Genomic DNA, 23344 nt, shown 5'->3' with positions numbered 1-23344 from the left:
AGGTAATGTCAATGAAGCGTGTTGGCCGCATAGTTGTTCGGCACTTAATCCCGATTATTGTCTATCTAATACTTGCCGCTGCATTAGGCTTTACGGAAGATGCTCTAACGCAAGGCAAAAAGTTTCTGCTGAATAATCAGCCGGATAAGGCAGTGCCGCTTTTCTATAAGGCGGCATCGGAAGGACAGAACGATCCTAAAATTAATCTGTATTTAGGGGTATGCTATATCAGCCTCGGTAAATATGCGGAAGCCGAACAGCAGCTGTTGGCCGGTAAAAGTAAAGATGCCGGTGGTTCGTATCTGTACTCATATAATTTGGGGAATATCTATTTTTTACAAAGCAGGTTTACGGAGGCGGAAGAGGCGTATACCGCAGCGCTGGCAGTGCGCCGAGCATATCCCCCCGCAGTGTTGAATAGAGCCAATACATATATTAAATTGGAGCAATATCCCCAAGCGCTGGAAGATTACAAATTTTATTTAAATCTTGAGCCGGCCTCTTCACAAAGGCAAGCAATTCAGCGTATGGTATCGCTTTTGGAAGCGGAACAGCGGGAGGCCGAAATAGTTCGGATGCAAGCGGAAGCTCAGAAACTTGCGGAAGAAGCGGAACAACGGGCAGCGGAAGATCGGTATAGAAAACTGCAGGACGAAATAAATGCCAATTTGCAATCGGTAGACAACGCATCTTCCCTTTCTGCCGGTTCGGACGAAACGCTCGACTATTCGGAGGATTATAATCTTGAATGATTTGTATAAATATTTAATAGGGACGGCAGCCGGTATTGTACTGTGTCTTTTAATTTGGGGCGGATACTCCCTTCTTTCCGGCAGAGGCTCAACAAACAATGTGCCGATTTCAAGAACCGAGCTGGACGGCAGCGCTATAGGAACCGCTTCGGGCCGCTCTTCCGATATTTTAGGGAATAACGGCTCTTTCAGCTTAGAAAATGACGATGCTGAGCTTACTCCGGAGCAGCAAGAACGACTTTTGGCAGCTCAGGCTGCAAATGAAAGCCTTGCAAAGCAATACGGCGGCCAAGATGGAAACGGTGCACAAAATCAGCAGGGTTTCCGAAATGAACAAACCACCGCCGGAACGGATTCCGGCTATCCGGGAGTATTCGGGAATGATGCCCTCGCACTCAATCGCGGAACACAGGAACGGGCAGCGGTGCAAACTACCGAAAACCAGAAGCTTGAGGAAAGCCGTAATAGAGTCCGCGACTATATTGTACAAGGAAAAAGTGCCGCTCAAAAAAATCAACCGGCTAATGCGCTTGCCGCCTTTGAACAGGCCGGTGAAGCAATGCCCGACGATAAAGATTTTGAAGCTGCCTCGTATCAAGATATAGCATCCTCGCTCTTTTTATTGTCAAAAACGGTGCCCAATGCACAGACAGCCCAAACCGTCAGAGACGAGGCGGAGCGGTATATAAAAAAATCGCTTGCAGTCCGCGATAATGCAGACGCCCGAGAACTCTATAGCACGATTATAGCTGAAAACCGAAAAGCGGCCGAGACAAAACGGCAAGAGACGCTGTTAGCACAACAGCAGGCTGCCGACCGCGCCCGCAAGGAAGAACAGGCGGAACAGCAACGGAGGCAAGTGGTCGAACTCATCGGGCAGGGAAAAAATGCCGTAAACAGGCGGCAGCTAAATAACGCCGTGTCCGCCTTCGACAAAGCGGCCGCCGCAATGCCGGATAATAAACAGTTTGCAAGCGATTCATATAGCGAAATGGCCGATGCAATGCTCAATCTAGCACAGCATCTTTCAAATCCTAATGACGTGAATACCGCGTTGAATAAGGCCGAAAGCTATATTAAAGAGGCGCTCGCGACTCAAACCAGCTCCAACGCGCGGAATCTTTACGCCAAGATACTGGATGCACGGAAAGAACAAGAGCGACTTGCGCAAGCGAGAGCGGAAGCGCAGCGGAAGCAGCAAGAGCAGGCCGCGCAAGCTGCGGCACAAAAGAAAGCCGAAGGACAACGTAAGCCGCAGGAACAAGCCGCTCAAGCCGCAGCGCAAAAGAAAGCCGAAGGACAGCGAAAACAGCAGGAACAAGCCGCGCAAGCTGCGGCGCAAAAGAAAGCCGAAGAGCAGCAAAAGCAGCCTAAAACGGCTGCTCATAAGCAAGTAGAAAACCTCATAGCTCAGGGGACTGCCGCGGCACAAAGGAAGCAGCTGAATAACGCAATCCTCGCTTTAGATAGAGCAGGGCGCTTTATGCCTAATGATAATGATTTTGCGGAAGAATCCTACCGAAAAATGGCCGATGCGATGTTCAACTTGGCTGAAAATTCGGCAGACAAGCAGACAAAAGCGAGCGCCTTAAACAAGGCCGATGAATATATAAAGAAAGCGCTCGCCGCAAAGAATACCGCCGAGTCGCAGGCCTTGGCTGCAAGAATTACGGAAGCGCAGTCGGCAAATCAAACAAACACCGCTGCAAAACCGCAAACGGCACAACAGAGCGGCTCGGCTGCACGGCAAACGCAAGCGGATGCCGCACGGCAACAAAATAATACGGCCGGTACGGCAAATAACGGAAACGCGGCAAATGCACAGGTGGCTGCCGCTCAAGCCCGCGCCGCTGCCGAAGCAGAGGCTGCAAAAAAGGTGCAAGCGGAGCTGCTTGCTAAAAAACGGGAAGTCGATACGCTTGTACAGCAAGGGAAAAAAGCCGCGGAAACCGGTAATTTTGCGGAAGCCCAAAGAGCCTTCAATAAGGCCGCTGCACAGATGCCGGACGGCGATGCCGTATTTGCGGCGGAACAATATCGGGAAATGGCGGACGTTTTGCAGGGATTTGCAAAAACCGCACCTACTCATAAAGAGCAATCTTTAAAGGACGCCGCCGACTATATTAAAAAATCCATAGCGTCTAAAAACGATGATGCAAAATCTCATTATATATACGCTCAAATAGCGGATTCCCAAAATAACACGGCGCTTACAGTGCAGGAATTGGAGGCTGCCCGCCGGTTTGATCCCCAAAATGCTCAATATAATTATGAGCTGGGCAGAAAATATTTTGAGCAAAAAAAATATCCGCAGGCTCGCAGCTGTTTTGAACAGGCGGTAAAATCGAACCCTCAATTCGAGGCGGCCTTTTTCAATCTCGGTATTACGCATAAGATTATGAATGCAAATGATGCCGCCCTCACGGCTTTTTCAAAAGCAGCGGCGTTAAAACCCGATTATGTCCGTGCGTGGATAGAAATAGCACGTGTGCAAGATAAAAAACGCAACTACGGCGAAGCGATAAGCAATTATCAAAAGGCGCTGGCGTTGGAACCGTCAAATACATCGGCTTTAAAAGAGATGGCGCAAGTGTACTCCAAACAAAAGAACGCCGCGCAGGCCGAGCGGTATTTTAAAGAAGCGTTGGCACTCGGCGATACCGATCCGGTAACCTACTATAACCTCGCTTCGGTACAGCTGGAACTCAATAAGACTGCGGAAGCTTTACAGAATGCGCAAAAAGCTCTAGCTTCTAATGATAAAGACGCCCGGTTTTTATACACGTATGGATTAGCGCTCGAAAAAAGCAATCGGCTGCATGAGGCCGAAGATTACTACACGCGCGCAATTGCCGCAGACGGGAAATACGGCAAACCCCGCATTAATCTCGGACGCATTCAGCTTGAAGCCGGCCATCTTGACAGCGCGGAGCAGCATCTCTTGGCAGGATATCGGGCGGAATCATCTAACTTTGAAGTGAACATGAACTTAGGTAAACTCTACGGCTTAAAAAAACAGTACGGAAAAGCGATTGACTATTATACCAATGCGATAAAAATTATGCCGAAAGATGTCGACGCCCGCCAAAATCTTGCAGCGGTTTATCTATCTGCCGGATTAAAAGAAAATGCGCGCGATACCTATCAGGCTCTTATCAAAATGAATCCGCAGGCATGGGATAGTTACTATGAGCTGGGAAAAGTGTATATTAGTTTGGATAACAAAGCGGAGGCAAAAGCAATTTTCGAACAATTACTTAAACAAAGACCGAATTACCGTAATGCGGCGGAAGTGAGAAAATTATTGGTTAATCTTTAGGGAACCGTTAAAAACAAGAGTGATTTTTTAGCACACCTATTGGACACTTGACGAGTTTGGTAGTATCTTTAAGACGAGGATAAGAATTATGGCATCAGTAGAAAAGAAACGGTTATTAAATCTTCCTATTAAGTTAGTATTAACACAGGAAGGTTCAACTTTCTTTATCAAACAAAATAAAAAACTGCTGCGGTTTACTCTAGCCGGAAATGTTGAAGAGTCTGGAATTTCTTTGGATTCCTTTGTGCCCGACAATATTCAGCGCCTTATCCTGGCAAATTATATTTCAAAGATTGAAATTTCGCAGTCGGAACTGGTTTCGTTACGCCAAGAGATTATGGATCTATCAAAATTGATTGTTTTCTCGCTCTTATACCGGCAGTACGATATGTTCATATTCAAACAGATCTTGGCTTCTCCGGTAATAAAGAAATGGAACAGACTCAACCCTGCAAATATTATTGATGAAAAAACGCACATCAATCAGCAGTATTTAGCGGCAATTTTAAAGAAAAACGAAGACCTCATTTATAAGACGAAAAAGGAAATCCTTGCGCCGCTGTATACTTTTATCAGCAAGGAAGACCTATCCCCTGCAGATAAAAATATGAAGCTTTTCTTGAGTGAGAAATTTCTTAATAATCTGCGGCCGTTTATTTGGTTTATCATTACTAAATTTAAATCCGCTCCGAATTTTGACCTCATCATACGGACAATCCGTACAAGCCTTAACGAATATATCGATAAAACAAAAATTGCCGAATATATATCGTTGGTACTGATGGAACTTATTTTAAGCGCGGAAAACATGAATATGCGGAATGAGGCGAAGCTTTTGTTCCCTAATATCGAGGATCCGCAAGATGCCCTTTTTGACCCGAAAGTCCGCCAATTGCTTATTTCCGAATTGAAACGGAAGGAAGAAAAAGTTTTCGTTTCGTGGAAAATCGGAGGAGGAAGTACTACTTCAATCGGCACCCAGGGCAAAATGCAAATCTCGCTGTATAACAAAGAAAAAGCAAGCTCTTCGGAAGCAATAAAAGCAAGTATAAACGATATGAAAAAAGCGGATATTAATAAAAATTCGCTCATTGATTTTTACCGCGCGCTGCCGGAAGGATCGGATATATGCAGTCTTGGTATGTATTATATTTCTTACCTTATAGAGCAATGCGAAAGTAGAAACGTTCATTTTGAATCAAGCGCAAACAGAGCCGCTGCCGATTTGACCGTTGTCAATCTTTCCTTTATGTTTTAGCCTGATGAAGCACCGTTGTTTTATCTGTTTTCTATCAGCCTTTTTATTGTTTTCTGCGTGTTCTTTTAATACACCATCCGTTGTGCTTGCAAAGAAACAGCGGATATACAGCTATGACCGGCAAGGTAGATTAACTGAGCGGCTGGCAGCTTTTATGCTGCTGGAAGACGATGACGGCAGGAATGACTACAAAGAATTAACACTGCGTGAAGATGCGACCGGACTTGAATGGCCGCTTCACCGTGAAAATACTGTTTTTTTACAGGAAGCGGGGTATTCAAAAAATGTGCAATGGGTTGGTTCAAATAAGTTCAAATATCCTCGGCATTTTTTTCCTGCAGGGCAATACACGTTCACCGCTTCCGACTTAGGCGGGAATAAAGTCGAAACGGCATTTTCTCTCCAGCCGCCGCAGATAATAACCGCTTTGCCGTTTGAATTTACGTTGGAATTTGAACAGTGGACAGTACAAATAATCGATAGGGTGGCGTGTTCATCTTTTTTATTGATTATGCTAAGCGCAGATTTGCAGCCGCTTACCGTATATCAACTGCAAATCGACGATACCGGCCGGCAAACGGGGTATCTCCAAACGCTTCAAAATAAACCGACTGATGCACGGTATATCCAGTGCTTTGGAGAAAATGCCGACCAATCTATCGGTTTTTTAAGTACACCTATTCCGTTGCCGTAAAATACATCGGACGCAAAAGGATCCGCTAATAATCCTAAATTATATATTCGCTATCAGTTGCTCTAATACTCATAATATAAATTGACGATATTGTTAACGGTAGTATATACCTTTAAAGGAACACTATGGCAACACGAGCTTCTTCAATTCAGTTTAGACTTCTACGGGCAATTACCATAACGATTATTTCTATTATCGGTGTTATCTGTGCCATTGTCGGCTATGAACTTTATAAAAGAAATACCGTACAATTCAATGAATTTACCGCACAACAATTTTTCAACATCGAAAAATCGATCAAACTCCTCATTCAAAAAGGCGAAAACGTTGTTACCATGCTTGCTTCGCATCCTGCCGTATTGGGTGCTGATGAAACCATTTACAATTATACGACAGACGCGCAAAAATCGGGAATAATATATACACATACCGGAAAAGCCGAACAGGAAATTGTAACGCTTTTTAGAGCAATAGAACGAAGCTTCGATGAATTTCAGGAAATCTATATGGGCACCCGATGGGGCGGCGCGGCAAGTTCATGGACTCAAGAAGAGAGTAGAGGATACGATCCCCGGCAAAGATCATGGTATAAACAGGCCGCAGAAGCAAACGGAGATATAGTTATCACACCGGTATATATTGCAACAGACGGTACTCCCGTTGTAGCGGTGGCAAAGGCTATAAAAGACAGTAATGGTGCATTGCTCGGTTGTATTGGAGTTGATATCAATTTAACGGATTTGACATCGTTTATCAGTAGTGTCAAAATAGGAACGACGGGATATTGTATGCTCGTGCAAGATGACGGAATGATTTTAGCAGATGCAACCCATAGTGCATTCAATTCTAAGAATCTAAGGGATATCGATATAGCTTTCTCAGAAATCGTTCAAAAAAAAGAAGGCTCCACAGCTATTACATTGGATGGAAAAAATAGAAAAGCGTATCTATTTTCGCTTCCTGAGTTAGGATGGAAACTTACGGATTTCGGAAAAAGAAGATTCCATTGTAAATCTTATGCGTGAACAGGAAGAAAACGGTACGCAAATATTGTCGGCAATTAAAACAATCACCGCAGTAACACAGGGTGTAAAATCGGCATCGGAAGAAATGCTGGAAGGCGGCGAACAAATTGCCGAAGAGATGAAAAAACTTGCGGTAATCACTCAAGAGACAACGGACAGCATGACCGAAATAGCATCGGGCGCGAAACAAATTACATCTGCCGTAGAAGAGGCAACTTGTATTACCGCGCAAAATGCAACCAGCATTGCGCATCTGGCAGAGGAAGTTGGGAAGTTTAAAATATAATCTTGCAGGCAATGCATAGCTCGAACCTAAACGGTATACATCATTAAAGCCTCTATGCTATAATTCTTTTATGCTAAGAAAAGATATGCTCAATATTGCACATAGAGGATTCCGCAGCAGGTATCCCGAAAATACTATGCTTGCATTTAAGAAAGCGGTAGAAGCCGGTTGTGACGGCATCGAATTTGATGTCCATCTTTCAAAAGATGGGGAAGCAGTGATTATTCACGATGAAACGGTTGACCGGACGACGGACGGTACAGGTTTAGTCGGGCAAAAAACCTACCGTGAATTAAAAGCGCTGAATGCTGCAAAGCCGCATCCCGAAACAGTAGATTTTGCACCGATTCCTTCATTACGCGAATATTTTGAATATATGGCGGAGCAGCCGGATATTATTTCAAATATCGAATTAAAAACGGGTGTCTTTGTGTATGAAGGAATCGAAGAAGTTGTGTATCGGCTGATGAAGGAGTACGGCTTAATCGATCGCTGTATCGTGTCCTCTTTTAATCACGAAAGCGTACTGCGAATGAAGCAAATCGATTCTGCAGTCGTATGCGGATTATTGGTAGACAGCTGGCAAATCCGGCCTGAACTGTATGTACGGGAGCTCGGCATTGAATGCTACCATCCGTCTGCCTACTGTGTAACGCCCAAACTGGTTGCAGCTTTGCATAATGCCGGTGTCCGTATCAATCCGTGGTTCGGCAGCATTCAATGCGATTACCGGCAGTTGATTGAAATGGGGGTAGACAGCCTTATCACCGACTACCCGGACAAGATTACCGCGTTGCTGAAAGATCTTCAGCGGGTGGAGACGGATTAATCCAATACCAATACTGCCGGTTTATTCTGACAAATGCGCCGAATTTTATGCTGACCCGCACTGCCAAATATGCAATTTGCAAATATTGAATAAGCGAAGTATAAGCAGGGATAAAAAAGAATAACACAAACGAAAGAGGAACAATAATGTCCGGCAAACATTCGCGCTTATTTAGATTTGTTGCCGCTAAAAGCGATGCAAGGAAAAATACGTTGTAGAAGCTTACGATAAGCGTGATATATACCATATTGTTATTCCCATAGAGATATGCAGCAGTATAGGTAACGGCACATGACAATACAAGATGAGCAATCATGCGGAAAGAAATGATATGTGCACGGATAAATGAGTGGATTGCAGAAACCGTTGCACCCAGCATGATCACGATAATCAGAGTTTCTCCGGCTGTTATATTGAAGAGCAGAATCGTATTTGCCGCATTGTGAATCGGCGGTATTGACATAAGCCACGATGTCAAGCCGATAGTAATAATCCCCTCACTGGTGCTCAATTTCCCGAAACTCATAACACGCCGCTTATAGCGTTCCCAAAAACTTCCGATCTGCCCTGTATATAGATTGAAGAACCCTATGGTAATAACAACCGGTTTTGTTACCCTGAAAGAAATCATCAAAATGCCCATTAAAAGACCGGTTACAAAACAGTCCAAGAAATGGTCGAAGTACTCACCGAGCGGGGAACCGGTACCTGTTTTCCGTGCCTGTTTTCCGTCTGAGCAATCGCCGACAATATAGAAAAAAGCAAGTATCGGAATTGCCCACCAAAAATCGTACCGTTGAACCTGATAGCCGTGGGCAGCGATACTGAAAGCAATAACAACAAAACCGAAAGAAATAAGCGTAATAATATTCGCCGGCAGACGATACGGCAATACCTTCACAAGCGGGTCGACAAAGTATTTATACAATACCGGCGTTAATAGAGATTCATCATTTGCAGTATATGAATATTCAGACATTAAAAACTCCGCACAGCACGGATTCCTCCCGTATTGTTCGGACAGCTTTAAGGATAAAGCAAGTCAGTACATACGGGAGAAAATCGTTTTATGTTCTTGTGTAATTTTTTATTTCGGTTCTAATCCGATTTGCAAGTTCTGCACGGGGAACGCGTACCTGCTCCATAGAATCGCGGAAGCGTAGGGTAACGGTGCCGTCCTCTTTGCTGTCGTAATCGACAGTAATGCAGAACGGGGTTCCCGCCTCATCTTGACGGCGGTACCGCTTGCCGATTGCTCCCGCTTGGTCGTAGTCGGTACGGAAGTCTTCGCGTAATTCCGCTTGGATGTCTTGAGCGAGCTCTGCGAGGCCGTCTTTTTTCATCAGCGGGAGCACCGCTACGGTAATAGGGGCAATAACCGGATGGAAGTGCAGTACGGTGCGCCAGTCATCGTCGTTGCCCTTATCGGCGACCTTTTGTTCTTCATACGCATCGCAGAGGAACATCAAGAGGTTGCGGGTTAGGCCGGCAGAGGTTTCGATAATATACGGAATATACCGCTCGTTGCCGTTATCCTGATCGATGTACTGCATATCCTTACCGGAGAATTCGGTATGACGGGTAAGGTCAAAATTCGTGCGGTTATGCACCCCTTCAAGCTCTTTAAAGCCCATCGGGAATTCGTATTCGATGTCGTAGGCATCTTTTGCATAGTGAGCCAGTTCATCCGGACCGTGCCGATGCCAGCGGAGTTTATCCATCCGCACACCGTGCTTTTTGTAAAATGCCCACCGCTGTTCGCGCCAGTAGTTAAACCATTCGTCATCGGTGCCGGGCTTTACGAAAAACTGCATTTCCATCTGCTCGAACTCGCAGGTGCGGAAGATAAAATTCTTCGTTACGATTTCGTTTCGGAATGCCTTTCCGATCTGTGCAATGCCGAAGGGAATCTTCATACGGTTGGACTGCGCAACGTTTTTATAGTTCACATAGATACCCTGAGCGGTTTCGGGGCGTAAGTAGATGAGACTGCTGTTATCATCCGTCGGCCCGATGTGGGTTTTGAACATGAGGTTGAACTTCCGTACATCGGTGAGCTCTCCGCCGCAGTCGGGACACTCTTTTTTTGCCAATTTTTCCGGGTCGATTTGATCGGCGCGGAAACGGGCTTTACACTTTTTGCAGTCAACCAGAGGATCGGTAAAGTTTTCTACGTGTCCCGAAGCCTCCCATACCCGCGGGTGCATCAAAATTGCGGCGTCGATACCGACAATTGAGTTGTGCAGCTGGGTCATTTCCTTCCACCATGCGCGGGCGATGTTGTTTTTTAATTCAATTCCGAGCGGGCCGTAATCCCACGCGCCGTTCTGGCCTCCGTAAATTTCAGACGACTGGAATACAAAGCCGCGCCTTTTACACAGACTGACAATTTTTTCCATTGAAATTTTGTGATCTTCCATTTTGTAAGCTCCTCTTTTTGCTATGTAAAGTGCTGTAGGTTATTATGCGAACCGTTCTTTCAAAGTTTTTTCGATACGGGCAATAGAGCGGTCAATGCCTAATATCTGGATCGAACCGACGAGCGGCGGACTTACACGGCTGCCGGTAATTGCCATACGCATCGGCATCATAAAGTCGCCCAGCTTAACACCCATAGCTTCCGCTTCTGCACGGAACACTTCGCTTGCAGCATGTTCGTCAAGGTGTGCAATCGAAGGCAGCACGGTTTTTGCCTTTTCCAACACAGCCTTTGTTTTTTCCGCATCCAGTTTTTTAGGGATAATTTCCTCTACGGGCGGAACGGCCGGTTCTTCAAAAAGGAAACGCACCATCTGCGGTGCTTCCGTCAAAAAGTGCAGCCGTTCTTTAATGAGCGGCATTACCTTCATCAGCGTTGACTTTTGCTCCTCGGTAGGTTTAAGCAAAGTTTGGTCGGCAAAGCGCAATCCTGCCGCTTCCCGGGCTTTTGGATCCTGTTCGCCGAACATGCCTGAGTTTGCGATGAACGGCCATGTAAGTTCAAAAAGCTCTTCATCGGTTTTAAGCCGCATATATTGGCCGTTGAACCATTCCAGTTTTTTGTAGTCGAAAATTGCCGGAGCTTTGTTGATGTGTTCCGGCTTAAACCGTTCGCCCAGTTCTTGCAAAGAGAACATATCCCGGCCTTCTTCATACGAACAGCCGAGCATCGCAACATAATTGATGATTGCTTCTTTTAAATAGCCGTTGTTCCGGAATTCGTTACAGCTGGTAGCGCCGTGCCGCTTTGAAAGCTTATGTCCGTCGTTTCCCATAACCATCGGCAAATGGCAAAAATCGGGATGTTCCCATCCGAAAGCCTGATACATCAATACGTGCATCGGAGTAGAAGGAACCCATTCTTGGGCGCGCATGACGTGCGTAATCTTCATTAAATGATCGTCGACAACATTTGCCAAGTGATAGGTAGGGAAACCGTCGCTTTTCAGCAAGATAGGGTCGGGGTTGATGTCTTCGTTTTTCCATTCAATGGTACCGAGGAGAACATCATGGAATACCGTTGTTCCTTCAAGCGGCACTTTCAGCCGGATAACGTACGGTTTTCCCGCCGCGATATTCGCATCGATTTCTTCCTGCGTTAAATTGCGGCAGTGCCGGTCATATCCCGGGGGCATTTTATTCATGGTTTGGATTTTTCTGATGCGTTCAAGCCGTTCTTCGTCGCAAAAGCAGTAATACGCATGACCGCTTTTAACCAGTTTATCAGCATACTCGCGGTATATTTCGGAGCGTTGGGATTGAATATAGGGTGCATAAGGGCCTCCGCGGGGGCCGCCTTCATCCCAGTCAATTCCAAGCCAGTCAAGGGTATCGTACAGATTGGTTTCGTATTCGGCTGCATAGCGGGTTTGATCGGTATCTTCTATGCGTAAGATGAATTTTCCGCCGGTTGCGCGGGAAAAAAGATAATTAAATAACGCAGTACGTACTCCGCCAATGTGCTGTAATCCTGTCGGAGACGGGGCATAACGGCTTCGAGTTTCCATATTTTTTTCTCCTAACCATTTTTTAAGAAAATAAGAATGTTTTATTATAGAAAGTTTTATCCTTTTAAGCAAGGGGAATTTTTTCGCTTGCTTTTCGTGTTTTCCGTCAAAATCGGAACAAAATATGTTTTTGCTCTTGATTTTTGAAGAAGGAGAGATACCATAGAAGACAGGTTACTGCGTGAATTGTATCTGCATTTTACAGCTGTATAGCCTCTATCGCAAAAGCTGCATAGCGTATTAGTATATGCAATTTCCGGTGACTATATTACTTTTAAGGAGGGGACAATGAAAAAGATTGTTTCAGCATTGGCTCTGTGTGTTGTACTGTTCGGTGCAGTGATGATGGTAACGGGATGCGGAAGTAAGCCGGCAAAAGGTTCCGTGTGGAAGATGGAAAAAATAACTGCCGCAGGAGTAAGTATTCCTATACCCGGTGAGACATACCTTTGCTTCCATTCCGATGGTAATGCATACCAGGCAACAAAACTGCTAGGCTTAACTGCTGTAAAATTGGGGACTTACACTATCGATAACAAAAACATAACTATCGGAAGCAACGTCAGCCCATATACATTAAAGGGCGAGAAGATGACAGTAAAGCCAGTAGGCATTACAGGTATACCAAGCAATGCAGAGGTAGAACTGCAGAAAGTTACCACTCCTACTGAAAAAGAAATTGCAGATGCTGCTCATTAAGGTTATCTATTGCATTCGTACCTATTAGATACCTAAAGGGTACGAGCATTCAATGAACCAATCCCGATAAAAGAGGTACCTTTTATCGGGATTTTTTTTGTCTTACTTCTTATTAAAGAATGCCGCAAACGGATTATACTTGGTGCCGTCATCATCCTTGCGGGGTCGAGATTCCGCGACGCGCCTTTCCGAACGGACTGCAGGCTGCCGCTCTCCGCGGGAACTTAAATGCTTTTCACCCTGTACGGCAGGTTTGCCGCCGCTTGTCTTAACCGCAACGGTTTTTCCGTCCTTGGTCTTGATAGTAATCTTTTTCACGTCCGCTTTTTGCTTTGCGGTCAGCTTACCCTGCACTCCGCTTTCGCTTTTTCTGCTGAGTGAAATACGGCGGCGCGCTTCGTCAAGCGCAATAATGCGGCACTCGACAATATCACCGACCTTTACCGCCTCGAGCGGATCGGACACAAAGCTGTCGCTCATTTCGGAAATGTGCAGCAGGGCGGTTTCCTTAATACCGAGGTCGACAAAGGCGCCGAAATCCACAACGTTCTTAATCTTCCCTTTTACCGCCATGCCGAGTTTGAGGTCTTCAAACAAGAGGACGCCCTGCTGCATAATCGGCTTGGGGCAGTCTTCACGAGGGTCGCGGTTCGGCTTTTTCAGTTCCTCGATAATATCGCTGACCGTTTGTTCGCCGATCTGGTACTTTTCCTGCAGCTCCATCCGCACCTCTTTGGTTATCGGCTCGTTCTTGCGGACAATCTGATAGATAACCTCCGCTGCAGGGTAGTTTTCGGGGTGCACCCACGAGTTATCCAGCGGATTGGCGCTCTCCGGTATTTTCAAAAAGCCTGCGCACTGTTCAAAGGTTTTCGGTCCCAAGCCGCTGACGTTGTGGAGCTGCTCCCGGTCGGTAAAGATACCGGTCTGTTCGCGGTAACTGACAATCTTTTTCGCCAAGCCGCTCGTAATGCCTGACACGTATTTTAAAAGCGAGGCGCTTGCGGTGTTCAAATTAACACCGACGTTGTTTACAACCGAACCGACAACCGTATCAAGCTCTTCCGAAAGTTTCTTTTGGTTTAAGTCATGCTGATAGAGCCCGACGCCGATAGATTTCGGGTCGATTTTGACCAGCTCCGCAAGGGGATCCTGCAAGCGCCGCCCGATGGAGATAGCGCCGCGGATGGTTAAGTCCAAATCGGGGAATTCTTCGCGGGCTACATCTCCTGCGGAATACACGGAGGCTCCGTCCTCATCCACCACGGTGAAAAGTACGTCGGGACAATGCGTTTTAATAATATCGGAAACGATTTCCTGCACCTCGTGGGAGCCTGTTCCGTTGCCCACTGCAATCAGCTGAACCTTATAGTCCTTAACCGCTTTGAGGAGCGCTGCTTTTGCCTCCTCCGCTTTGTGCTGGTAAATCACAAAGGAGCCGAGGTACTTGCCGGTTTCGTCGAGGGCGGCGCATTTGGTTCCGGTTCTGATACCGGGGTCTACGCCGAGCACGCGGGTGCCCTTAATCGGCTGCGTCATCAAGAGGTGTTTTAAGTTTTCGCTAAAAATAGTAATGCCGTGGTTGTCGGCGTCTTCGCCTAAGTTGCTGCGGATTTCGCGCAGGACTGCGGGGCTGAGCAGCCGCACAACCCCGTCTGCAATCGCTTCGCTGTGGTATTTATTGTGCTGTACCGAACGGCTCTGTACTCGTGCAACCGCTTCGTCTACATCAACATCGATTTTTACTTCCAAAACACCTTCGCGCTCTCCGCGGTTGATGGCAAGCACCCGGTGCGGCTTAATCTGGTTGAGCGCCTCGGAATAATCCCAGTACATCTGATACACGGAGGTTTTCTGGGCTTCTTCATCTCCGATGCCTTTTACCTCAAACATACCGGTTGCCATAAAGAAGTCGTGCACTGCCTTCCGGTTTTCGGTGTCCTGTGCTGTTTCTTCTGCAATAATATCGGCAGCTCCCGCAAGCGCATCCTCTACCGTCGGCACATTCAGCGTTTCATCTTCGCAATCGGTTTTAACAAACGCTTCCGCCCGTTTTACCAGTTCCGCTTCTTCCAATTCCTTCATTAAATCGGCTAAGCCCTGCAAACCGCGCTCAACAGCCAGCATACCGCGGGTCTTTTTCTTCTTTTTAAAGGGCGCCCAAATATCTTCAAGTTCCGTCAAAGTCGACGCCTTCATAATGTTGTCGTAGAGCAGCTCGGTCAGTTTCCCCGCCGCAAATACACCCCGCACAATTTCCAGCCGCCGTGTTTCCAAATTGACGTACGATCTAAACAATTTATCGGAATCCCGAACCTGCACCTCGTCGAGTGAACCGTGCATTTCTTTACGATACCGGGAAATAAAGGGAATGGTACATCCCTCGTTGACCAATGTGATAACTGCGGAGACCTGCTGCATCCTGATATTCAGTTCTTCCGCAACCTTCTTCATAATGTCGACCTCGTTTACCGTGAGGCCGTCAATAAACTCTTGCGTTAATTCCATGCGCGCGAGTATAGCGGATTTTTACTTTTTTTTAAAGAGGACGAAAACAGGAGATTCGGGTAAACGCATCAGACAGTTGGGTGTATACCCCCCGCAAAATAGTGAGGCTGTTCCGTAAGCCTTTTGAAAGAGACAGTACAGATACAAGGCGCCACAAAATTCCAACCGGAGACACGGTAAAAATGTACAACCATGTACATTTTTACCTGCGAGTTTAGCCTTACGTCTAAACTCGTTACTGCATGGAACCAGCAGCATCCGTGGCGGTACTGATACGTCGAGGACGGTCTTTCAGTAGCGGCATGGATGCCATCGCTAAAAAATATACCTCCATGTACATTTTTTAGCTTCGAGTTTTTCATACGAAAAACTCGATATTGCTTGGAACCACTGACATCCTGTCAGAGAAGCGATGTTTCGGCTTTGCCGAAACTCGTAGCCAAAAGTGTACAAGGATGTACACTTTTGGCGTAGATGCGCCGTATATTTTCAAAAGGACATGAGGCGATGCTTCATAGTGACAACATCCAGCACCCCTAACGCAAATCCTTTACGCACCAGCTCCGCCGGTACGTACTCGTCGTATTTGTCAAAGACGGGGACTTCTCTTTCGTATACCAGCTCCAGCGGGTCAAAGTCTTGTGCGGCTTCTTCGGTGATAATGCGGTAAAAGTCTTGCTCGCTTGCCTGCATGGTAAATTGCAGGTAATACGGGCGGGACGGGCTCAATCCCTTGAGTCCCAGCCGCCGTCCGCAGCGGAGCTTGAGGAAGCGTTCCAGCGCAATAAAGGAGTATGTTCCCAGCTGAGGGAAAAGCGCCCACATATTGCCGCCGAGGTGGATGAGCGGACGGCTGTCCATGCCCGCCTTGCTGAAGGTGTTCCGCGCTTCTTGCAGGCGGCACACGGCATGGCGCATCAGGTACGGGTAGCTTTTTTGTTCGGTAAGGACACGGTGCATCCGCTCTAAAACGCGTGTGTGTATGTCGCCCGCTACATCGCCGAAGTATGCAGGGATATTCCCTTTAACGAGGGTGCAGTATACCTCGCGGCGTTGGTGGTCAACCTCGTCCACCACCCACACCCTGCCTGCAATCGCGATTTTCTCGCCGGCGGGCGGCGGCTTGACAATCGTACCGAGCTCTTCGGAGCCGGAGCGCACGGTGTATTCGATGTTTTCTTGGAACACCGCGTAGAACTTATAATTGTTGACAATCCGCTCTCCGGCAAGCCCGACAATCAACCCGCCGTTTTCCGTGCGGTTGATATGATCAATTTCGATAAGGTGTCTCAGCAAGATACGGAAGTCATCTTGGCTGATGCGGCGGAAGGCGGAAAGCGGCAGCACGCGGGAGGCAAGCTCACCCGGCGTCATCTCACCGCAGGAGGCAAGCGTGCTCATCGTTTGGTGATAGAGCAGGGAAAACGGCAGCCTTTCCGTGCGCGGCGGTTCCACAAAGCGCTCTTCGATATACAGCTGGACGAGCGCAATCCCTTGGATAAGATACCACGGGATCATCTCCGGCAGCAGAGCCCGCGCTTCGGGATGGTCTTCCCGCATGACAAACCACATTTCCGAAGGGTTACCACGCCGACCGGTACGTCCCATGCGCTGTAAAAAGCCGGAGACGGTAAACGGGGCATCAATCTGAAATGCCCGTTCCAGCTTGCCGATATCGATACCCAGCTCCAACGTCGCAGTTGCACATACGCTGATGAGCGAGTCGTCATCCTTCATTTCTTCTTCCGCGCTTTCCCGGTACGAAGCGGAAAGATTCCCGTGATGGATCAAAAAACGGTCGGGTTCCCGGTTTGCCTCGCAGTATTGCCGGAGATGTTGGCAAACGGACTCGCATTCTTCGCGGGAATTGGTAAACACAAGGCATTTTCTGCCGCGCGTGTGTTCAAAGATATAGCCCATGCCCGGATCCGCCGCTTTGGGAGCGGTATCCGTAGCGGCTTCCACGGTAAGCGCCTCTACGGTGATAGGCTTACCCTCGTCAGCTTGCGGCTCCGTGTTGAAAAAATGTTCCATAGAAAGCCGCCACACCTCTTTGCCGCCGTCGCATTTGGGAATAACCGTCTCCCGTCCGCTGCCCGCAGCAAGAAAGAGCCCCGCCTCTTGGGGATTGCCGATCGTGGCGGACAGACCGACCCGCCGTGGATTACAGCCAGCCGTCCGGCACAGCCGTTCGATGAGGCAGAAGGTTTGCCCGCCGCGGTCTGCCCGCAACAGCGAATGGATCTCGTCTATGACGATAAAGCGCAAATCGTAGAAAAGCGACGGTATTTCGCTGTGCTTAGTAATCATCAGTGCTTCCAGCGATTCGGGGGTAATCTGCAAAATCCCCGACGGCTTACGGAGCAGTTTTCGCTTTTGGCTCTGCGGCGCATCCCCATGCCAGCGCGTTACGGCGATACCCGCTTCTTCGCAGAGCTCATTCAGCCGCCCGAACTGATCATTGATGAGAGCCTTGAGCGGCGCAATGTACAGCACGCCCACCGAAGCAGACGGCTCTTCGTACAAAAGGCTCAAAATAGGAAAGAACGCCGCTTCGGTTTTACCGGATGCCGTAGATGCCGTCAAAAGCACATTCTTGTCTGTATTGAAGATGGCATCACCCGCCGCATTCTGCACAGCCCGGAGCGTTTGCCAGCCGGAGCGGTAAATATAATCCTGTATAAAGGGTGCGTATCGATTAAAAATATCCATTGCGGTTCCTTATTATCGAGTGTGAAACACCTGCATGCTATTACGCCTTGTAGTGTCCGCGGCAGGAGATCGGTAAAACAAGCTTTTCCTCAACAGCATACACAAGTCTATTTTCTTCATCAATCCTACGGCTGAGGTGTTGGGATATCCTCTATAAAAGTCTTCTTCTGCTTACTTCATCACCTTGTCGAGCAGTGTCTGATAGCTGTCGACAACATCATAAACAACTTCGCCGCTGCCGATGGCTTTGAAATGCTCGCGGGCACAGTGGATTTTGGACTCCTCAATCAGACGGAGTTGCATGGAGGACATGGAGCCTTTCGTTTCAGCAACGAAATAGATATGCTTCACGGTTCCTTCATAAAATACAATGGCCCAGTCAGGATTATAACGGCCGACCGGAGTGGAGATATAGAAACCATCCGGCAGCTTTACATATACGGCAACATCAGTGTTGGTATCCAGATCACTTGCAAAGTTACGCTCATTAGCAGAATCAAATATGATATGATCGTACAAATGTTTCTGTGCTTTCATCGCATTGACACCTAACGTGCCTTTAATCGTCGGCTCGGTGAATATATCCGTAGTATAGTGCTCATCCAGAATACTGTAGGTAATATGCTGGATAATTGCTGTGGCCTTTTCGTCGTTGATGAGTGACGCCGCCTTGATAATAAATTCTTCCGGATTGTCTTTGAACTGATCGAACACCGTCTTTTCGATACCGGTCAGAATATCCACAACAGCTTTTCTTGTCAGCCCGGTTTCTTCAACGAGCTTGCCGATCAAATCGTATTTTACACTTGAGGAAGCATGAATCTTCTGGGAAGCACCGTAAGCAGCAGATTTTTCTTTTACAAAAGAAGCTCCGCTTAACAGTGTATCCTTTGATTTGATCTCTTCCATCGCGCCGGTCTCGACCTTGAAGAACAGCTTTGATACGCGCAGCTTACTGTTCAGAACGTTAATCGCATTCCATACCAGCTCATCGGTGTCAAAGTCAACAACATAAATGGACTTGGGTCTGATACGTTCCCAAAGTTCTTTGAACTGCGGCATAGCAAGTTTATCCGGATCAATTTGAAGCTCCACGTTCTTATCGCGGGCATTTTCAGGCTTCATCGCATTACTGTCATAGACAGAATCCACGATCTTCAGAACAGCGTCTGCGCAGTCTGCCACTTCCTCAGCAACTTTGACTTCACCGTTAGCCTTATCAGTGTAGTATTTTTCGGTAAGAACACCTTTCTTATCAACATAGCCATTAACGACCATATCAAAGTAGATAGCCTGTGCTATGTCATTGTCTACCACCTGCTCATTGCCATTTGCATCTGTAATGATCTTGCCCTTGAATAAATCTGCAGTAATAGCCACAGGGCGTCCCGCCACAGCATCCGCGAGCTCGCTCTGCAAGCCTTTGGCGAAACTGTCATAGCTTTCACTGGCAATAACGGTCAGTACGTTAATATTGTGTACATCATTCCCGAGGATATTGACATCCATTCGTTCACCGTCTTGATTGACACAAAGACGCAAGCCCCGACCAACCTCCTGCCGTTTGCGCACGTCACTGGAAGACTGCTTCAAGGTACAAATCTGGAATACATTTGGGTTGTCCCAGCCTTCCCGTAGGGCTGAGTGGGAGAAAATAAAGCGAACAGGGGAGTTCTTAGGATCGCGATCCAATAGTAGCTCCTTGTTCTTCATAATCAGATCGTAAGCGTCAATATCGTCAGAAGTCTTTTCAGTTTTGTCCGAAATCTTACTGTCGGTCAGCTTGCCTTTTTTATCAATGGAAAAGTAACCGGCATGAGTGTCTTGCGGCTTGATAGAATCCAGATAGTTCATGTATTCATTGTCGCCAAATTCACGCTGTATGTTTGCAAGAATATCAGTGTATTCCTCCTCAAACATATCGGCATACATACCATTGTAGGGCTTGCCGGACGCATCATACTGCTTGTATTTAGCAACCTCATCAATGAAGAACAGAGAAAGCACTTTGATGCCTTTATGGAATAATTGCCGCTCCCGCTCAATATGAGAAAGAATCGTTTCCCTGATCTGAATACGGCGCAGCTGCTCCTCGCTGACCTTACCGATAACGTCTCCAGCGAAAATTTTGATGCCGTTCAGGAACTCAACGTGATTGTCACGGCCATCAATGAACTTCACAACAAAGTTGTCTCTGTATTCCTCCATGTTGTTTGAGTTATCATAGAGGTTGAATCCGATACCAACCTTCCTCGTAACTTTCCGGACACTGACAGCCCCCTTGTAGTCAAACTGAATGGTAGCGGTTGGGTCTGCTTTAGAAAGGTTGATACTTTCCAAATATACATAGCCCTCAGTCGCGGTGCTTCCGGTTTCAGTAATACCTTTCACAGAAATTTTTTTTACAAGCCGCTTATTGTAAGCTTCCATGGCGTCCAAACGATAAATCATGTTATAGAGGTTGTCGGACTTGTGAGTAGCAGAATAACGCAGCGTCAGAAGCGGGCAAAATTCCTTCAACCGCTCTTTTGTTTGCTTGCCTTCCACAGATTGCGGCTCGCCAATAATCATAACCGGATTTGTCTTTGCGATAATCTCAATCGGTCGGCGGCTTCGGAACTCGTCCAGTTTCATGTAGATACGCCGGGCATCTTTTCCCCTGGCATTAAAAGCTTGAGAATTGATGATCATTACATTGACTGAACTATCAGAGGCAAAACGATCAATCTCCGTGAGCTTGGCAGAGTTATAGATAAAAAAGCGAATTTTCTTTCCATATTCTTCCGCAAAATGCTCTTGCGTTACCTGAAAGGACTTATAAACACCTTCGCGGATAGCAAGACTGGGAACAACTACGATGAACTTGCTCCAGCCGTAGTGTTTGTTCAGCTCGTACATGGTTTTGATATACGTATACGTTTTTCCGACGCCGGTTTCCATTTCAATTGTAAGGTTATATCTGCCTTCGAGCTTTGGGGAAGGTTCAATCTGATTTGCCCGCTGAATCTTTTGTAAATGATCTAAAATCAGCGCATCTGAAAGTTCCGGTATAATCCGTTCATTGCGCCACCCGGTAAATTTTTCTTCTTCGTTAAGTTCAATCTGATAGGTTCCGAAACCTTTATCCATCATGTAGGTAGGAGTGAGATACGGTTGCCCCGCAAATACGTCAACAACCGCTTTTGCAGCATCGGCCTGGAACTTCTGATGCTTAAATTGTAGTTTCATGCGGCAGCTCCTTTCTTAGATGACTCTCACTCGTTTGGTGATATCGTTCGCATCCTCCGGCATATAGAGCTTGAAAATTTCGAATACATTGATTTTCTCCGGACTAGATGCAAAGCTGGAATCGCGGAATACCGCACGAAGCGGCTTGCGCTTGGCAATCTCTTTCACCACGGATTCCGGCACGTTGTCGTTAAAACATGCAATCAGGTCGCCGTCATTGTAGGTATGTACCGTGCAGCCATCAATCGTTTCAGAGGTGTATGGCAGAGACAGCGGCAAGCCCCAATCCAACAGACAGCCGAATAGCAGGTCGAGATCGGTGCGGTCAGCCTTGATATTGGATTCCATTTCCGTGAGCATCCCTTGATCGTAATCATCCGGTGTATAGTAGACATCCTTCATATTGGTGTCATCAAGCTTAAAGACACGAAAGCCGACGTCAAGGTTTCCAGTAGTCATAGGACTTTCGGATTTGACCTTTTCCCCGGCACGACGGATACGCTCCTTACCAATTTCGCAAATATTATGTACAGCCCCTATGGAGTCCAACAAATTAACTGCATTTTGAGCAACCTTTCTGGCTTTCTCCGATACTTCTTTCTGCGGATCAATCGTTTCAGGTAGCTGAACAAGAATAAACTTGCGATGCTTGTTTTGTTCTGCATCGGCTAGGAACAGTGCATGAGCAGTTGTTGCCGAACCAGAGAAGAAGTCCATAATTATATCTCCGTCATCGCTACCGCAAAACCGGATAATTCGCTGTATAATCTCTTCATCTTTTGGATTTTCAAAAACTTTATCACCCATTAGAGTTGCGAGACGCTTAGATGCAGCTCGTCCATCCTGATAGAACACACTGTAGGGTACGCCATATTCGTGTTCTGACAGGTATGATTTTATAGTGGGGACGTAACTTTCATCCACACCAAAGTTCACCCGTCCTTCTGCTATCCAACGCTGCATTGTTTCATGGTTGGTAATCCACCCTCTTGACGGAATACGGACTGGCTTATGGGTAATAGGGTGCATTATTTCATACTTCGGACCGCCACCACCGGGCCAAGAAATATCAGACGCGAAAAATATGCTATGACTATCTACTCTATTATAGTGTGAATGATCTTTTGCAGGATGACCGTCTGGCAATGATTTATACCATGTTTTAAGATATTTCTCGATTGTAGCACAGTCTTCACCGTACAATTTTTTTAGACGTTCATATTCGGCATAAATGTCGGGTAGGCCTTGCTTCTTTTCTCTCCACAGGAGCTTATGTTCTTTCACCCATAGTAAATCTTTGAAATAGCACAGAATATATTCATGAGAAACAGAAATGTACTTGGAGTCATTTTTCCTACCAGCAGACCAAATAAGTTCAGCAATAAAGTTGCACACACCAAACACTTCATCGCATATTTTTTTAATGTTAGCATATTCGTGTTCATCAATCGAAATGAATATCACTCCATCATCCGTTAGCAAATTCCTCGCGAGCATCAGCCGTGAATATATCATGCTGCACCAATCTGAGTGAAACCGACCATTAGTATCTGTGTTCTTGAACATTCTGTTCCCAACGTCATCTGTTGCGCCACGTTCTTCTGAGTATTCATCAGAAGACATAGCAAAATCATCACGGTACAAAGAGTCGTAGCCTCTATTATAGGGTGGGTCAATATAAATCATCTTGACCTTGCCGAGATAGCTTTCCTGCAACAGTTTTAGGACTTCCAGATTGTCGCCCTCGATATAGAGGTTTTCGGTGGTGTTCCAATCTTTGCTTTCTGCCGGACAAGGGCGCAGTGTCTTACGAATCGGTTTGTTGGCTTCTATGATCGCAGCCTTCTTTCCAACCCAGGTAAATTCATAAGCTTCGTCGCCATCTACTATGTCGGGTGAGAGCATCTGTTTCAGCAACTCAAAGTTAATTGCCCGCTTGTACACCTTTTTCTCCGGTGTACTATGTTCCTCGTCCAGCATCTCCGTGATTCAGTTAGGGAACATGGCTGCTATGCGGTCTATATTCTGTGCAGTTAAATCGGGCGATT

Annotated in this window: 16 protein-coding genes; 8 read left to right on the top strand and 8 right to left on the bottom strand. The window is 46.7% G+C overall.

Annotated elements, in window-relative coordinates:
- Positions 1-11: 11 nt before the first annotated feature.
- The 7 genes from HMPREF1222_RS06530 to HMPREF1222_RS06500 all read left to right on the top strand — a co-directional run bounded on the left by HMPREF1222_RS06530 (position 12) and on the right by HMPREF1222_RS06500 (position 8163).
- Positions 12-752, top strand: coding sequence for a tetratricopeptide repeat protein (locus HMPREF1222_RS06530; protein ID WP_016518731.1), 741 nt, complete (start codon positions 12-14; stop codon positions 750-752).
- The gene (locus HMPREF1222_RS06525; RefSeq protein ID WP_016518730.1) at positions 745-4071 is read left to right on the top strand and encodes a tetratricopeptide repeat protein; all 3327 of its coding nucleotides are present in this window, start codon (positions 745-747) and stop codon (positions 4069-4071) included. The genes HMPREF1222_RS06530 and HMPREF1222_RS06525 overlap by 8 nt, the downstream gene beginning before the upstream one ends.
- 88 nt (positions 4072-4159) lie before the next feature.
- Positions 4160-5329 carry a DUF8084 family protein gene (locus HMPREF1222_RS06520; protein ID WP_006187690.1) on the top strand — a complete coding sequence of 390 codons (1170 nt, stop codon included), beginning with the start codon at positions 4160-4162 and terminating at the stop codon, positions 5327-5329.
- Positions 5330-5333: 4 nt separating this feature from the next.
- A complete protein-coding gene (locus HMPREF1222_RS06515) occupies positions 5334-6023 on the top strand; it encodes a hypothetical protein (RefSeq protein ID WP_016518729.1) in 690 nt (229 codons plus the stop codon).
- 125 nt (positions 6024-6148) lie between these two features.
- The gene (locus HMPREF1222_RS06510) at positions 6149-7048 is read left to right on the top strand and encodes a cache domain-containing protein (protein ID WP_016518728.1); all 900 of its coding nucleotides are present in this window, start codon (positions 6149-6151) and stop codon (positions 7046-7048) included.
- Entirely contained in the window at positions 7041-7334 is a 294-nt protein-coding gene (locus HMPREF1222_RS13145; protein ID WP_016518727.1) for a hypothetical protein, read from the top strand. Before HMPREF1222_RS06510 ends, HMPREF1222_RS13145 begins: the two co-directional genes overlap by 8 nt.
- Positions 7335-7404: 70 nt before the next feature.
- Positions 7405-8163, top strand: coding sequence for a glycerophosphodiester phosphodiesterase (locus HMPREF1222_RS06500; protein ID WP_016518726.1), 759 nt, complete (start codon positions 7405-7407; stop codon positions 8161-8163).
- Here HMPREF1222_RS06500 and HMPREF1222_RS06495 read toward each other — a convergent pair.
- From HMPREF1222_RS06495 to gltX, 3 genes are all read right to left on the bottom strand, one after another.
- The gene (locus HMPREF1222_RS06495; RefSeq protein ID WP_016518725.1) at positions 8120-9142 is read right to left on the bottom strand and encodes a CDP-alcohol phosphatidyltransferase family protein; all 1023 of its coding nucleotides are present in this window, start codon (positions 9140-9142) and stop codon (positions 8120-8122) included. The genes HMPREF1222_RS06500 and HMPREF1222_RS06495 overlap by 44 nt on opposite strands.
- Positions 9143-9230: 88 nt before the next feature.
- The gene (locus tag HMPREF1222_RS06490; protein ID WP_016518724.1) at positions 9231-10583 is read right to left on the bottom strand and encodes a glycine--tRNA ligase; all 1353 of its coding nucleotides are present in this window, start codon (positions 10581-10583) and stop codon (positions 9231-9233) included.
- A 42-nt stretch (positions 10584-10625) separates the two neighbouring features.
- Complete coding sequence (gene gltX, locus HMPREF1222_RS06485; protein ID WP_016518723.1) at positions 10626-12149, bottom strand: glutamate--tRNA ligase; 1524 nt, start codon at positions 12147-12149, stop codon at positions 10626-10628.
- A gap of 288 nt (positions 12150-12437) precedes the next feature.
- Here gltX and HMPREF1222_RS06480 point away from each other — a divergent pair, with 288 nt between their 5' ends.
- Positions 12438-12848, top strand: coding sequence for a hypothetical protein (locus HMPREF1222_RS06480; RefSeq protein WP_016518722.1), 411 nt, complete (start codon positions 12438-12440; stop codon positions 12846-12848).
- A gap of 102 nt (positions 12849-12950) precedes the next feature.
- On the opposite strand, the gene HMPREF1222_RS06475 is transcribed toward HMPREF1222_RS06480, so the two are convergent.
- From HMPREF1222_RS06475 to HMPREF1222_RS06460, 5 genes are all read right to left on the bottom strand, one after another.
- Positions 12951-15356 (bottom strand): helix-hairpin-helix domain-containing protein, encoded by a 2406-nt coding sequence (locus HMPREF1222_RS06475; RefSeq protein WP_016518721.1) that lies wholly within the window; start codon positions 15354-15356, stop codon positions 12951-12953.
- 489 nt (positions 15357-15845) lie between these two features.
- Positions 15846-18068 carry a DEAD/DEAH box helicase gene (locus HMPREF1222_RS06470; protein WP_016518720.1) on the bottom strand — a complete coding sequence of 741 codons (2223 nt, stop codon included), beginning with the start codon at positions 18066-18068 and terminating at the stop codon, positions 15846-15848.
- A 40-nt stretch (positions 18069-18108) separates the two neighbouring features.
- Positions 18109-18216 (bottom strand): type II toxin-antitoxin system YoeB family toxin, encoded by a 108-nt coding sequence (locus HMPREF1222_RS13285; RefSeq protein WP_081636900.1) that lies wholly within the window; start codon positions 18214-18216, stop codon positions 18109-18111.
- 23 nt (positions 18217-18239) lie between these two features.
- On the bottom strand, positions 18240-21296 hold the full coding sequence (locus tag HMPREF1222_RS06465) for a type III restriction-modification system endonuclease (RefSeq protein WP_016518719.1): 3057 nt from the start codon (positions 21294-21296) through the stop codon (positions 18240-18242).
- Between the two features lie 15 nt (positions 21297-21311).
- Positions 21312-23276: a site-specific DNA-methyltransferase gene (locus tag HMPREF1222_RS06460; protein ID WP_016518718.1), complete on the bottom strand. Its 1965-nt coding sequence runs from the start codon at positions 23274-23276 to the stop codon at positions 21312-21314.
- Positions 23277-23344 lie beyond the last annotated feature (68 nt).

Origin of the sequence: Treponema vincentii F0403 (genome assembly GCF_000412995.1) — a bacterium.
In the GTDB taxonomy this organism is placed as follows: domain Bacteria; phylum Spirochaetota; class Spirochaetia; order Treponematales; family Treponemataceae; genus Treponema; species Treponema vincentii.
Note: the sequence above shows the minus strand (reverse complement) of the source record. Positions and strands in the feature narration are given on the sequence as shown.

What these genes read in the sequence shown, in the direction of transcription:
- HMPREF1222_RS06530 (WP_016518731.1), top strand. Translation starts at nt 12, where the DNA reads ATGAAGCGTGTTGGCCGCATAGTTGTTCGGCACTTAATCCCGATTATT.
- HMPREF1222_RS06520 (WP_006187690.1), top strand. Translation starts at nt 4,160, where the DNA reads ATGGCATCAGTAGAAAAGAAACGGTTATTAAATCTTCCTATTAAGTTA.
- HMPREF1222_RS06515 (WP_016518729.1), top strand. Translation starts at nt 5,334, where the DNA reads ATGAAGCACCGTTGTTTTATCTGTTTTCTATCAGCCTTTTTATTGTTT.
- HMPREF1222_RS06510 (WP_016518728.1), top strand. Translation starts at nt 6,149, where the DNA reads ATGGCAACACGAGCTTCTTCAATTCAGTTTAGACTTCTACGGGCAATT.
- HMPREF1222_RS13145 (WP_016518727.1), top strand. Translation starts at nt 7,041, where the DNA reads ATGCGTGAACAGGAAGAAAACGGTACGCAAATATTGTCGGCAATTAAA.
- HMPREF1222_RS06500 (WP_016518726.1), top strand. Translation starts at nt 7,405, where the DNA reads ATGCTAAGAAAAGATATGCTCAATATTGCACATAGAGGATTCCGCAGC.
- HMPREF1222_RS06495 (WP_016518725.1), bottom strand. Translation starts at nt 9,142, where the DNA reads ATGTCTGAATATTCATATACTGCAAATGATGAATCTCTATTAACGCCG.
- HMPREF1222_RS06490 (WP_016518724.1), bottom strand. Translation starts at nt 10,583, where the DNA reads ATGGAAGATCACAAAATTTCAATGGAAAAAATTGTCAGTCTGTGTAAA.
- gltX (WP_016518723.1), bottom strand. Translation starts at nt 12,149, where the DNA reads ATGGAAACTCGAAGCCGTTATGCCCCGTCTCCGACAGGATTACAGCAC.
- HMPREF1222_RS06480 (WP_016518722.1), top strand. Translation starts at nt 12,438, where the DNA reads ATGAAAAAGATTGTTTCAGCATTGGCTCTGTGTGTTGTACTGTTCGGT.
- HMPREF1222_RS06475 (WP_016518721.1), bottom strand. Translation starts at nt 15,356, where the DNA reads ATGGAATTAACGCAAGAGTTTATTGACGGCCTCACGGTAAACGAGGTC.
- HMPREF1222_RS06470 (WP_016518720.1), bottom strand. Translation starts at nt 18,068, where the DNA reads ATGGATATTTTTAATCGATACGCACCCTTTATACAGGATTATATTTAC.
- HMPREF1222_RS06465 (WP_016518719.1), bottom strand. Translation starts at nt 21,296, where the DNA reads ATGAAACTACAATTTAAGCATCAGAAGTTCCAGGCCGATGCTGCAAAA.
- HMPREF1222_RS06460 (WP_016518718.1), bottom strand. Translation starts at nt 23,276, where the DNA reads ATGCTGGACGAGGAACATAGTACACCGGAGAAAAAGGTGTACAAGCGG.